This is a genomic window from Streptomyces sp. NPDC000983 (genome assembly GCF_040299205.1).
Taxonomy (GTDB): domain Bacteria; phylum Actinomycetota; class Actinomycetes; order Streptomycetales; family Streptomycetaceae; genus Streptomyces.
In genome coordinates, this window is the sequence record NZ_JBEPBM010000047.1 from 31,440 (window position 1) to 43,134 (window position 11,695).

General features: G+C 68.1%; 14 protein-coding genes and 1 pseudogene. 8 read left to right on the forward strand and 7 right to left on the reverse strand.

What is annotated here, in order from left to right:
- The 5 genes from ABT296_RS33555 to ABT296_RS33575 form a co-directional block, all read left to right on the forward strand.
- Nucleotides 1-1,285, forward strand: a 1,285-nt coding sequence (locus ABT296_RS33555; RefSeq protein ID WP_351933050.1) for an FG-GAP repeat domain-containing protein, incomplete at its 5' end; no start/stop codon positions are given.
- A 260-nt stretch (nt 1,286-1,545) separates the two neighbouring features.
- Nucleotides 1,546-2,703, forward strand: coding sequence for a S1 family peptidase (locus ABT296_RS33560; RefSeq protein WP_351933052.1), 1,158 nt, complete (start codon nt 1,546-1,548; stop codon nt 2,701-2,703).
- Nucleotides 2,704-2,922: 219 nt separating this feature from the next.
- Nucleotides 2,923-3,153 carry a hypothetical protein gene (locus tag ABT296_RS33565; protein WP_351933054.1) on the forward strand — a complete coding sequence of 77 codons (231 nt, stop codon included), beginning with the start codon at nt 2,923-2,925 and terminating at the stop codon, nt 3,151-3,153.
- A gap of 293 nt (nt 3,154-3,446) precedes the next feature.
- Nucleotides 3,447-4,148: a CBS domain-containing protein gene (locus ABT296_RS33570; RefSeq protein WP_351933056.1), complete on the forward strand. Its 702-nt coding sequence runs from the start codon at nt 3,447-3,449 to the stop codon at nt 4,146-4,148.
- A 60-nt stretch (nt 4,149-4,208) separates the two neighbouring features.
- Entirely contained in the window at nt 4,209-4,889 is a 681-nt protein-coding gene (locus ABT296_RS33575) for a CBS domain-containing protein (RefSeq protein WP_351933058.1), read from the forward strand.
- 66 nt (nt 4,890-4,955) lie between these two features.
- On the opposite strand, the gene ABT296_RS33580 is transcribed toward ABT296_RS33575, so the two are convergent.
- Nucleotides 4,956-6,026 carry a zinc-dependent alcohol dehydrogenase family protein gene (locus ABT296_RS33580; protein ID WP_351933060.1) on the reverse strand — a complete coding sequence of 357 codons (1,071 nt, stop codon included), beginning with the start codon at nt 6,024-6,026 and terminating at the stop codon, nt 4,956-4,958.
- 204 nt (nt 6,027-6,230) lie between these two features.
- Entirely contained in the window at nt 6,231-6,725 is a 495-nt protein-coding gene (locus ABT296_RS33585) for a peptidoglycan-binding domain-containing protein (protein ID WP_351933062.1), read from the reverse strand.
- A gap of 360 nt (nt 6,726-7,085) precedes the next feature.
- On the opposite strand from ABT296_RS33585, the gene ABT296_RS33590 reads away from it, so the two are divergent.
- Nucleotides 7,086-8,048, forward strand: coding sequence for an AraC-like ligand-binding domain-containing protein (locus ABT296_RS33590; protein ID WP_351933064.1), 963 nt, complete (start codon nt 7,086-7,088; stop codon nt 8,046-8,048).
- A gap of 20 nt (nt 8,049-8,068) precedes the next feature.
- Here ABT296_RS33590 and ABT296_RS33595 read toward each other — a convergent pair whose 3' ends face one another.
- The gene (locus ABT296_RS33595) at nt 8,069-8,578 is read right to left on the reverse strand and encodes an SUKH-4 family immunity protein (protein WP_351933066.1); all 510 of its coding nucleotides are present in this window, start codon (nt 8,576-8,578) and stop codon (nt 8,069-8,071) included.
- Nucleotides 8,560-8,982, reverse strand: a complete 423-nt coding sequence (locus tag ABT296_RS33600; protein ID WP_351933068.1) for a hypothetical protein — start codon at nt 8,980-8,982, stop codon at nt 8,560-8,562. The genes ABT296_RS33595 and ABT296_RS33600 overlap by 19 nt, the downstream gene beginning before the upstream one ends.
- A 127-nt stretch (nt 8,983-9,109) precedes the next feature.
- Between ABT296_RS33600 and ABT296_RS33605 the strand changes: the two genes are divergently transcribed.
- Both ABT296_RS33605 and ABT296_RS33610 read left to right on the forward strand, forming a co-directional pair.
- Entirely contained in the window at nt 9,110-9,430 is a 321-nt protein-coding gene (locus ABT296_RS33605; RefSeq protein WP_351933070.1) for a hypothetical protein, read from the forward strand.
- A 57-nt stretch (nt 9,431-9,487) separates the two neighbouring features.
- A pseudogene (locus ABT296_RS33610) lies at nt 9,488-9,711 on the forward strand (IS1380 family transposase); the annotation flags it as partial.
- Nucleotides 9,712-9,743: 32 nt separating this feature from the next.
- On the opposite strand, the gene ABT296_RS33615 reads toward ABT296_RS33610, so the two are convergent.
- The 3 genes from ABT296_RS33615 to ABT296_RS33625 form a co-directional block, all read right to left on the reverse strand.
- Complete coding sequence (locus tag ABT296_RS33615; protein ID WP_351933072.1) at nt 9,744-10,376, reverse strand: Fic family protein; 633 nt, start codon at nt 10,374-10,376, stop codon at nt 9,744-9,746.
- Nucleotides 10,366-11,136 (reverse strand): hypothetical protein, encoded by a 771-nt coding sequence (locus ABT296_RS33620; protein WP_351933074.1) that lies wholly within the window; start codon nt 11,134-11,136, stop codon nt 10,366-10,368. The genes ABT296_RS33615 and ABT296_RS33620 overlap by 11 nt, the downstream gene beginning before the upstream one ends.
- 156 nt (nt 11,137-11,292) lie before the next feature.
- Nucleotides 11,293-11,529, reverse strand: coding sequence for a hypothetical protein (locus tag ABT296_RS33625; protein ID WP_351933076.1), 237 nt, complete (start codon nt 11,527-11,529; stop codon nt 11,293-11,295).
- Between the last annotated feature and the right edge of the window lie 166 nt (nt 11,530-11,695).

Below are 11,695 nucleotides of genomic sequence, written 5' to 3' on the forward strand. Positions count from 1 at the left end.
CAGCCCCGCCCTGCGCACCGTCGGCACCACCACCGAACTCGTCGCCGTCAACTCCCGCTCCTGGCAAGGCGGATGCCTCGGCATCGACCCCACCCAGACCCGCACCGGCGCCATCGACACCCGCGTCGACGACATCGGTGACTGGGTGAGCTCCACGGTCACCCACGCCACCGACCACACCGGTGACGGCCAGTCCGACGTCGCGTACCTGTACAACAACGGGGCCAACGCCGACGGCAGCAACCGCGCGGCCCTATGGCTGCAGAAGTCCACCGGCAGCGGCTTCAACGGCCCGGTGAAGTCGTGGGACTCCGGCGACGGGTCCTGGGACTGGAACATGAGCAAGACGGTGTCCGGTGACTTCAACGGCGACGGCCTGGCCGACGTCGGCGTCCTCTACAAGTACCCCAACGCCTCCGACGGGCGCGGCCACACCGCCCTGTGGACCTTCACCTCCACCGGCACCGGATTCAACGCCCCGGTGAAGGTCTGGGACTCCGGCACCGGCTCCTGGACCTGGGACAACTCCGCCCCGGTGGCCGGTGACTTCAACGGCGACGGCCGGGGCGACGTGGGCGTCCTCTACAAGTACGCCAACACCAGCGACGGGCGCGGCCACACCGCCCTGTGGACCTTCACCTCCACCGGCACCGGGTTCAGCGCACCCGTCAGGAAGTGGGACTCGGGCGACGGTTCGTGGACGTGGGACAACTCCAAGCCTGTCGCGGGTGACTTCAACGGCGACGGCAAGTCCGACGTCGGTGTGCTGTACCAGTACGCCAACACCTCCGACGGGCGCGGCCACTCCGCCCTGTGGACCTTCACCTCCACCGGCACCGGCATCAACGCACCCGTCAGGAAGTGGGACTCCGGCACCGGCTCCTGGACCTGGGACAACTCGACACTGGTGGCGGGCGACTTCAACGGCGACGGCAAGTCCGACGTCGGCGCCCTCTACAAGTACCCCAACACCTCCGACGGGCGCGGCCACTCCGCCCTGTGGACCTTCACCTCCACCGGCACCGGCATCAACGCACCCGTGAGGAAGTGGGACTCCGGCGACGGGTCCTGGACCGCGGACAACTCCGCACTGGTGGCGGGCGACTTCAACGGCGACGGCAAGTCCGACGTCGGCGCCCTCTACAAATACGCCAACACCTCCGACGGGCGCGGCCACACCGCCCTGTGGACCTTCACCTCCACCGGCACCGGCATCAACGCACCCGTCAGGAAGTGGGACTCCGGCACCGGCTCCTGGACCTGGGACCGGACGAAGATCGGCTGAGCGCGCGTAACGCGCCGGCGTCGTGGAGGCGTTGGACCCGTGCGGACCGCGAGTCAGCACAGGACGCCACACCGGACCGCCCAGGTCCACGCCTCCGCCGCGCTAGTCATCACCACCACCTGCACCACCTGCACCACCGCGAACCGGCCAGCCCGCCGCCGCGACTGTGCGGCCACTCCCCCGCGCAGCACACCCCGCCTCCGCGAGGGCCCGTCGGGCGCGTAGCCAGCCACACGTCTCCCACCAAGGAGCCCAAGCCCGTGCGACACCTCAAAGGCCATCGCCTCAGCCGCTTCACCACACCGTTCACCACAGGCGTCGCCGCCGCACTACTGGCGCTGAGCACCACCCCCGCGAACGCCGTCTCCGGCACCGCCGCGGCCGACGGCGCGCTCGCGTTCACCGCCCGCCTGGAGATCGGCGACGGCCAGAAGGCCTGCTCCGCCGCCCTGGTCGACCCCTACTGGCTGCTCACCGCCACCAGCTGTTTCGCCGACGACCCGGCCGTGAGCCTCGCCATCCCCACCGGCGCGCCCGAGCTCAAGACCACCGCGACCATCGGCCGCACCGACCTCACGACCACCGCCGGCGAGACCCGCACCATCACGGAACTCGTCCCGCACCCGTCGCGGGACGCCGTCCTGGCCCGGCTCAGCCGCCCCGTCACCACGATCGCGCCCGTCAGCCTGGCCTCCGCCGCGGCCGCGCCCGGCGAGCAGCTGACGGTGGCCGGCTACGGCCGTACCGCGAGCGAATGGGCCCCGCTGCGCCTGCACAGCGGCGGCTTCAACGTCGACTCGGTCGCCACCGACACCGTCGCCACCACGGGCGAGAACGGCGCGAGCGTCTGCATGGGCGACACCGGCGGCCCGGCCGTACGCCTCGTCGACGGCAAGCCCGAGCTGGTCGCCGTCAGCAGCAGGTCCTGGCAGGGCGGCTGCTTCGGCACCGACCCGACCGTGACCCGGACCGGCGCCGTCAGCACCCGCGTGGACGACCTGCGCTCCTGGGTCACGGCCACCGTCGCCGTCCCTCCCGCAGCCGCGGACGGCGCCTGGCGTGCTTACGGCAACACGAATCCGATCACTTCCAGCTCCAGCACCTGGCGTTGCGCCAGCAGCAAGACGATCACGACCGGCGTGGTCGCACAGGTCTGCGCGATCAGATCGTCCACGGGAACCGGGGTCCAGGCGGCGGTTGTCGTGCGCAACAACCAGTCCAGCCTCTATGGCGCGCAAGCGCGCATGGACCTGTACACCGCCTCCGGCACGCACTTGGGCGACTGGAAGTGTCCGTCATCGGGGGTTGGGGCCAACTCCTGGTCGGTCTGCTACGGAAAGACCATCGGCGAGAGCAGCCCGGTGAACTCGTATGGAACGCTCAATGGTTCACACCTCGGCCTGTCATCGAATGCCTGAACCGATGCCCACTGCGCCGTGAGGTTGAGGGCGTGTCTCGTGCGACAAACGAGCGTGGCGGCCGGCCCAAGAGGGATCGCTGCGAGTGGGATGCTGCGGTGAGTAGCGGAGCAGCGTCAGGGACCCGGGGGTGGGATGCACTTCGACGAGAACGAACCGCAGTCCGTCCGAGACGCACGCCTCGCTCGCGAACGAACCGCACGCAGAGAGGCACGCAAGGTGGCTCCGCTCCACTCACGGGGAGCCCATCTCGGCACAGCCATCACCGCCATCGCCCTGGCCCTCCTCGTCTGGTTCGGCAAGCCGGCCGCCGCGGGCTTGGTCAGCGGCGTTTTCGTGCTCTGGTTCTCCGCAGCCCTCGCCTGGGCCTACGCCGACGGGGACCACGGCCGACACGCCTTCCGACGCGCGTACAACGTCACCTTCGGGTGGGGCGGCGACTGGTTCTGAGGAACCACATCCCCGGCGCTGGGACGCTGTGCTGACACAGGAGGGGCCGACCGATCAGCCGGGCGTTGTCGGGCTTGTTGCCGTGGGCGGCCACGCGGGGCGCCGCTCTCCTTCCTGCCTGGCCCCTTCCACCGGGTGTCCCACGTCGCGGCCCTCTGCGGGCCGTGGCCCGGGCCGTGGGGTGAAGGCCGTCCCCGCCGTCGCGATGTCTGGACCGACCGGCCCAAGCGGCTGACGCGCGCCGGGCGGAGAGTGGGAGAAGGGAACCCCGTGGACACAAGGAGGCGGGAGCCATGTGGCACCGGACGGTGAGCGACCTCATGACCGCAGAAGTCGTCAAGGTCCGCCGGGAAGCCGGCTTCAAGGAGATCGCCAAGCTGCTCGCCGAATACGACATCACCGCCGTACCGGTCGTGGACGACGACGAACGCGTCGTGGGGGTCGTCTCCGAGGCGGACCTGCTGCGCAAGGAAGCCGCACGGCTGGATACGACCGGTCTGCTGCCGGTCCTGCGCCCCGGGCCCGCCGATCGCGCGAAGGCCGAGGCCACGACCGCCGAAGGCCTGATGAACAGCCCGGCCGTCACGGCCAGGCCCCGATGGACGGCGGTGGAGGCCGCCCAGCTCATGGAGCGCCACCACGTCAAACGGCTTCCGGTGGTCGACGAGACGGACCGGCTGGTGGGTCTGATCAGCAGGGCCGACCTCCTCCGTGTCTACCTGCGCGGTGACAGCGCCATCCGGGAGGAGATCTCGGGAGAGGTGCTCCTGCGCACGCTGGGTGTCGCACCCGACGCGGTCGCCGTACGGGTCGTCGACGGGCGGGTCTCGCTGAAGGGCACCGTGGCACGAAAGTCGCTCGTCCCGGTGGTCGTGCGCCTGTGTCAGGGCGTGGACGGAGTCGTCGATGTCGCAGCGGAGCTGCACCACCGGGTGGACGACACCTCCGCGGTGGCCGAGCCCGCGGCGTCGCGCCGTGCGGGTCTGGCCACATGAGCGAGACCGGAGCCGATCGTCGAACCGTGACCTGACGAACTCGAGACGAGGTGGTCGGACATGACCGGCACTCCGCACATCGTGAGTGACGTGATGGCCCGGACGGTGGTCGCCGTCGGACGCGACGCGCCCTTCAAGGAGATCGTGCGGACCATGGAGCAGTGGAAGGTCAGTGCCATGCCGGTGCTGGAGGGAGAGGGGCGCGTCGTCGGTGTGGTCTCCGAGGCCGACCTGCTGCCGAAGGAGGAGTTCCGCGAGGGGGAGCAGACCCTGTCCCAGCAGCGGCAGCGCCTGGCCGACGTAGCCAAGGCCGGCGCGACCAGGGCGGAGGAGCTCATGAGCACCCCCGCCGTCACCGTCCACCCGGACGCCACTCTCGCCCAGGCCGCCAGGATCATGGCCGTGCGGCACGTCAAGCGGCTCCCCGTGGTCGACGGCGTCGGCATGCTCCAGGGCATCGTCAGCCGCGCCGACCTGCTGAAGGTCTTCCTGCGGCCGGACCAGGAGCTGGAGGAGGAGGTCCGCCGCACAGTGGTGTCCTACCTGTTCCCGGGCTTCAGCCACGGAGTCCACGTGAACGTGCACGACGGAGTGGTCACCCTGCGGGGACACATTCGCGACACCTCCCTCATCTCGGTCGCCGTACGTCTCGTACGCGCCGTCGAAGGCGTCGTGGACGTCGAGCCGCAGCTCACCGGCGAATCGCCGGTCCCTGACCGACCTCAGGTGCACGGCTCCTGAGACACGGTGCCGAGCGCCCTCGACGTGCCCGGTGAGGGCGGTAACCCGCCCTCACCGGCCGTCTCGTCAGGCTGCTGGGACGGCGACCTCGTCGTGCGGCTGCTCGCCGAGGACCACCTTGAGAGCACCGGTGTCGGCGGCCCGGCCGAAGACGTCGTACGCCTCCTCCATCTGCTCGAGAGGGAAGGTGTGGGTGACCAGCTGGGCGGTGGGCAGCCGGCCTGCGGCGGCCATGCGCAGCAGTGCGGGAGTGGAGTGGGTGTCCACCAGGCCGGTGGTGATGGTGACGTTCTTGATCCACAGGTCCTCGAGGTGCAGGGTCGCGGGCCTGCCGTGGACACCGATGTTGGCCACACGACCACCGGGCCGCACCACGCGCGTGCACAGTTCGAAGCTCTCCGGGACGCCGACCGCCTCGATGACGACGTCCGCGCCGAGCCCGTCGGTGAGGTCGGCGACCAGTTGCTCGGGGTTCTCTCCGGCGTCGGCCACGGCGTCCGCACCGAGCTGTTTCGCGGCCTCCAGCCGGGATGCGGCAAGGTCTATGGCGATGATCCGCTCGGGCGAGAAGAGACGGGCCGTGGCGATCGCCGCAAGCCCGATGGGCCCCGCGCCGACGACGGCGACCGTGTCGCCGGGGTGTACGCGACCGTTGAGCACGCCGACCTCGTACGACGTCGGGAAGATGTCCGCCAGGAGCACGGCGTCCTTGCTCGCCACGGATCCGGGCAGGGCGTGCACGGAGAGATCGGCGTACGGGACGCGGACGTACTCGGCCTGCGTGCCGTCGATCAGATGGCCCAGGATCCAGCCCCCGCCGCCGCGGCACTGGCCGTAGGCGCTCTCGCGGCAGAAACGGCAGCGCCCGCAGGAACTGATGCAGGACACCAGCACGCGGTCGCCCGGACGGACGGTCCGCACGTCACTGCCGACCTCGACGATCTCGCCGACCGCCTCATGGCCCAGGACCGTGCCCGGGCGGACCTCGGGGACATCGCCCTTGAGGATGTGCAGATCCGTACCGCAGATCGTGACGGCCCCGATCCTCACGATCGCGTCGGTGGGATCCTTGACGGCCGGATCCGGGACCTCTGCCCATGCGGACTGCCCGGGGCCTTGGAAGACGTAGCCTTTCATGACGCTCCTCGCCCTTCTGCGCGACTGACGGGCTCTCCTCACACTTCCCAGCTTGTCCGGTAATCAGTTCAATTCACCCGAGTCACTCTTCCTTCTCCCACCTGCCGGACGGGCCCGTCCGCGGTGGCAAAAGGTGCCGTCGGACCCACTCGAACAAGAACCGAACGGCCCTTTCGCGCTGCGCACACGAGCCTGAACAGCCGGTCAGCTTGCGCTGCTTCCGTCCCGCCTGGTGCAGGTGCTCATGATCCGGTCGGTGCTCGGGTTGTGCCACGGGAACTCCATGGCGGCTGCGGTCCTCGGGCCGTAGATCCCGTCGTGCGCGCTCGTTTCCTGCGGGAAGATCTGTATCTGCACGTACTCCAACGCGTTTCGGGTGGCGGGCCCGTAGATGCCGTCGATGTCGTTGGGGCCGAAGGTATGGCCGTAGACACCCGTGGGGACGCTGTAGCAGTAGGCGAGCGCCTGCTGAAGAGCAACAACGGCTCGGTTCTGCGTCCCCTGGTTCATGTAGCACTTGACGGTGTTGGCCGACTTCGGAATGAGCATGTAGTACGAGTAGGCGGCCCTCGGCTTCATCTGGATCGCGCGGGTGCACTTGGGGGTTGCTGCGGCTGCCGTCGTCGTGTCCAGGGTCACGAGGCCGACCGACAGCATGGCTACGGAAAGAAGGCTTGCGGCAAGTCTGCGGGTTCTCATTTCGCTCCAGCTCTCTTGAGACGGCGGTCGGTGGGACTGGGTTCGCGGGCAAAGGCCTCGGCGAACGCGCAACAGCACGAGGGGACTTGCCCCGTTTCCGGCCCCGTCGATGGACCTTAGAGTCGTCATGGTTCGCCGACTTGGCCGTGCGTGCAGAGAACTTGGTCGGGGGTGCACAGCTTCGACTCGGCCTCGCATCGGGCATGCGCCCCGCGTGTCGACGCCGAAAGCGTTGCCCAGGGAAACGAATCCCGACAGACTGCTGGCGGGAAACAGGCATGCCACGGGGGGTCTTGTGGGGGAACGGGCCGAGGTGCTGCCGCAGCGGCACTGTCACCGAGGCGGACGACGGTGCGTCGGATGAGCCCGGTACTGGACACCGCGTCCCTACCACCGCGCGACCGGGAAGAGGTGGTCCGGCACGCGGTGTGGGAATCCCTGGTGGCCGTCGACATCGACCACCGTCCCCCGGCGGAGGACATCTCCGTACGCATAGGGCTCGGCGCCGTCGGGCCTCTCAGGGTGTGTTCGGCGCGGGCATCGGCAGTGACCGTCCGTCGAACGGCACCGCTGGCCCGCCAGGACGAGGAGCCGGCCGTCTTTCTCGGCCTGCAGGTGACAGGCACCAGCCTGGTGGTGCAGAACGGCCGCGAGTGCGTGCTGAACCCCGGCGACCTGGCCGTCTACGAATCCAACTCCCCCTACACACTGCTCTTCGACGAGGGAGTCGACCACCACTTCCTGCGCTTTCCCCGCCAACTGCTGGCGCTCCCCGAACGGCTGCTGCGGGACACGGGCACCGTGGCCCTGGGATCGGACAATCCCCTCGCGGGCATCGCCTTCACCTACTTCTCCCAACTCGCCGTCAACGACCGTCTGCACCGGCCCGTACTCGGCGACACCGCTGCGGAACCCAGTGTCGAACTCCTCCGAGCCCTCCTGACAACCCAGTACGGCAACTCCAGTCTGGCGACTGCTCCGTTGGAGGCGACGCTCGGCCTGCGCATCAAGCAGTACATCCGGGATCATCTTGCCGATCCGGATCTGTCGGCGGCACGGATCGCCGACGCGCACGGCATCTCCGTCCGGCACCTCTACGTGGTGCTGTCCCGCTCGGGAATCAGCCTCGGCGACTGGATCCGTACGCGCCGCCTGGCCGAATGCAGGCGCGAGCTGGCGGGCCCGAGCGGGCGGCTGCGGACCATCGCGGCGACCGGACGGCGGTGGGGATTCGTGGACGCGACCCACTTCAGCAAGACGTTCAAACGGGCCTACGGAATCTCCCCACGGGACTGGCGCGAACAGAACCGCCCCCGCCCATGACCGTGGCGGCGGGGCGGTGGTCATCCATGGAATTCCCCCATGGAAACGTCCCGGCGGAATTCGTACCAGAACGATCCTTCTTGGTAGACGGCGGCGTCGATTTCTCTGATCGTTTCCTGCACGCGTCGGGCGCCGGCCTCCCACTCCTCGTCATCAGATTCCTCCGAGTAGAAGGGGAAGATCTCCGTCAGGCATCTGACGCACTCCACGAACATACCCAGCGACGCATTGACCGGTGCCGTGTCATCGGGCTCGATCCCCGACACGACTTCTCCGGAATCCTCGTCCACGAATACGGATACCGCTACACCGACGGGACCGGGGGTCCCAATCGTCCCGAATCGGATCAACGACCGCCCCGCCTCAGCCGAAAAACGTACGGCCTCACCAAGGGATCGATAGGCGAAGAATTCAACCGGAACAATCAGTTCGGAATTGCCGCCTTCGACGGAAATTCGAATCAGGTCGATATCCAAATGGGCCACCAAGAGGATTGAGTGAGGAGATGCCGCTAAGGTCGGGCTTCCCACGCCGTGAGCCTGTCAAGCCCAACCAGTGCGTCTACCGCCTCGACAGCGTTCGGAGTGGCGAGTACGAGTACTGGGTCGGGCTCTCGGAGCAGGAGGCCGCTCCAGACCCGGAAGGTGGGACGGCCCTCCGTCCCGCTGGTGTCGAAGGAGATGGACCCCGCCAGCTCGTGCACCTTATTTTGCGCAGGCATCCAGAACGCCGGGCTGTCCACGAACCGAAGATGGTTGTGGCTGGTGAAGGGATACCACTGGCTCAACGCGCTCGCCCTGGCGGCCAGCACCAACTCCTCTGCGACGGGGGGAACCCACGAGTCGGTTCCCCGCACCGTGGCGTCGGCGGACCGCGCGCATTCCTCCATCCAGTCCCAGGCATCTGCCAGCGACAGCGGGGCGTTCGTCTCCATCCATCAAGTCTGGCGCAACGTGCGCGCGGTCGCGTTGCTCACGATGAGACGGTCTTGGTGTGGCGTACCCCCCGTCCACTGCGAAAATCGCTGGTCGCGGGTGCGGGCTCTCCGGGACCCTGGACACATGCCTCGACACCTCATGTTCGTGCAGTTGAAGTCTGGTTACGACACCGATCGTGGACCCTCGTGGATCGGGTGGGTGGACTTCTCGAAGACCTGGAGCACTGCGTATTTCCGGGGAAGGACGCTGCACCGGGCAGGAGGGATGTTCGACGCGAACTTCTACGACACACAGACCAATGAGGAGTTCTGGGTCTCCGGACCGAAGCGAGACCGCTCCGACACCCGATACGCCCCGTCCAACCCGGAAGTCGAGCCGGATGCCGTTGAGACCTATCACGCGTTCCTGGATGGCGCGCCCCTGCCGGGGCGGGAGAAGGGATGACCCCGGGCTCCCCGCGAGTGAGCTTGTCAGGTTCTTGATGGCCATGCTGCGGACCGAGCTCGACTTGTTCGGCCCGGTCGCCTCAACACCGCGAGCGACCACATCACCGTCACCCAGCAGGCTCTGGCCCAACTCCCGAAGAAGTACTGGTGCGGACGGCCGACTCCGCCGGCGGCACCCACGACTTCCTGAACTGGCCCACGCAGCGGGGACGGTGGCTGTCCCCCTCGGTCGGAACGGTCAGCACCGATGCCATCCATCAGGCCGTCCTGCTCGCCCCGCGTCCGCCCGGGCACCGCAACCGAACCCGACGCTAACGGGAACTGGTGGCCCGTTGATGCATCGAGCGGATCAGGACGAAGACCAGGGCGGCCAGGTCTGCCGCCCCGGCGGCGTCGTCCGCATAGCGCGTGGTCTGCAGAGGGCCGACCTGGTCCAGTCGGACTCCCTCCAGTTCCAGGACGTAGGCGAGAGCGAGCGTGGCGAGGCGGGCGTTGCCATCCGGGAAGGGGTGAAAGAAGGCCACGTCCAGATAGGCCCTGGCCGCGCGGGAGGCCAGGGGGACGCGCGGGTCCGCACTTTCGCGCAGACAGTGTTCGAAGTCGCGCTGGGTGTGCGGCGTCAGTCCGTAGCGTTCCCGGCCGCCCTTGGCGAAGGCGTCGCCTTGGCGGAACTGAACTTCAGTCGTGCCAAGGACCAGTTGCTGCCATTCAGCCAGAAGCCCACAGGTGAGAGGGCGTCTACGGCGAGCGTCTGTGCGTGACTGAGCCAACGCCGCGAGCAGTCGTTGGCCTCGTGCAAGGTCCGAGGAGCGGCCCCCCTCGGTGCACCAGATGGTGAGGCCGTCCACGATGGGCTCGACCGGGGCCGGTATCTGGCCGGCCCCGGAAGTCCAGTCGATCCGGCTTCTTACCTGGACCCATGCAGCCAAGGCGTCAGCGGTCACGGTAGGGCCGCACTCCGGTCAGATCTACAGCGATCTTCTCTCCCACTGCGTCGATCAGGGGCCGCGACGGCGTGGTCCAGCTCTTGAACCGTCCACCTATCGCGGTGTGTACCGCGTCCTTCGCGTCTTCCGGCCCCATGTCCGTGGAAGAAAGGAACCACGTCAGCACTGTGTGGCAGAGCCCGTACCAGCCGCATTCAGCACCCGTGCGGTCCACGACCACAGTCACGAGCCGGGTAGCCGCACGTTCCAGGTGCCAACTGCGATCCGCGGCATCCGCGCCCATGGGCGGAGCCAACTGGTCAAACCGTTCGGCCAACTCCTCCAGCCAGTCGCGCCACTCCAGCAGCGACGCGACCACGTTGGCGGCCGTTGCTGCGGGTCCGCCCACCGAATGGGAGGTGCAGCACCAGTGGGTGACGACGCCACCGCCACCGCCCTCACCAACCGCCCAGTGCCATCCGCAGGCCCACCGACCGTACCGGGCTGCCAGGAGCGCTGTGACCTCGGTGGTGAAGCGATGCTTCTCTTCCCACCCGGCACCGTCAGGAGGCACCATCGAGGCGATGACTGTGGTGATCTCAGATGCCTCCGCTTCGTCCCAGGCGAAGGCGATGAGGTCGGGATCGACGGCAGACCACGGCAACCAGGCCGGGGCGAGCTCGTAGTTGATGGCCGTGGTGTTCCTCCAGAACCAGGCAGGCAGGACAACTGAACGATTGTGTCGCAGGCTTGTGGCTTCGGCACGTACATTTCTCACGCTGCCGATCTACTGCCAGGAGACACAGGGCGACCCTGCCGGGCCATCCACTCCGTGCATGCGGCACTCGGCTGGAGACGTTCATCTTTACGCGGCTGAGCACTTCGGGGAGTACGCCGACAACTGGGCACTGATCACCATGAGACGGTGCCTCGGTCAACTGTGCCGCATCCAAATGTTGGGCTCGCGATACAGGCCCTCATCGGCGGACCGGTCGATGCTTAGCAGGCTCAGTCCTCCCGGGATCACATAGTCACCCGACTCGGGGAAGGCCATGCCGGTCCAGCGCTCCCATTCGGCAACCGTGCCGGTCATCGTCTGCGAGGCGGGAGCCGCTGCCAGGATCTCGGCGCCAAGGCGCTGATGGGTCCGGACCCAAGGGTCGAGCGCCATCCCGTCTTCTCGGCGCCACCTCATGAAGTTCTCGATTGGTGTCAACGGGTAGTGGGCCTTCGTCGTCGGTCTGAAGTTCCCCCCGCGAACTGGACAGCGGGTGTCTACGCTGCCGGGACGAGGTTCTGCCTGAGCAGGGATCGCGTTTCGAGCGGGGTGACGTACC

Excerpts from the sequence above, each read along its gene's own strand:
- ABT296_RS33570 (WP_351933056.1), top strand. The coding sequence starts at position 3,447 with ATGTGGCACCGGACGGTGAGCGACCTCATGACCGCAGAAGTCGTCAAG.
- ABT296_RS33575 (WP_351933058.1), top strand. The coding sequence starts at position 4,209 with ATGACCGGCACTCCGCACATCGTGAGTGACGTGATGGCCCGGACGGTG.
- ABT296_RS33580 (WP_351933060.1), bottom strand. The coding sequence starts at position 6,026 with ATGAAAGGCTACGTCTTCCAAGGCCCCGGGCAGTCCGCATGGGCAGAG.
- ABT296_RS33585 (WP_351933062.1), bottom strand. The coding sequence starts at position 6,725 with ATGAGAACCCGCAGACTTGCCGCAAGCCTTCTTTCCGTAGCCATGCTG.
- ABT296_RS33590 (WP_351933064.1), top strand. The coding sequence starts at position 7,086 with ATGAGCCCGGTACTGGACACCGCGTCCCTACCACCGCGCGACCGGGAA.
- ABT296_RS33600 (WP_351933068.1), bottom strand. The coding sequence starts at position 8,982 with ATGGAGACGAACGCCCCGCTGTCGCTGGCAGATGCCTGGGACTGGATG.
- ABT296_RS33605 (WP_351933070.1), top strand. The coding sequence starts at position 9,110 with ATGCCTCGACACCTCATGTTCGTGCAGTTGAAGTCTGGTTACGACACC.
- ABT296_RS33625 (WP_351933076.1), bottom strand. The coding sequence starts at position 11,529 with ATGGCGCTCGACCCTTGGGTCCGGACCCATCAGCGCCTTGGCGCCGAG.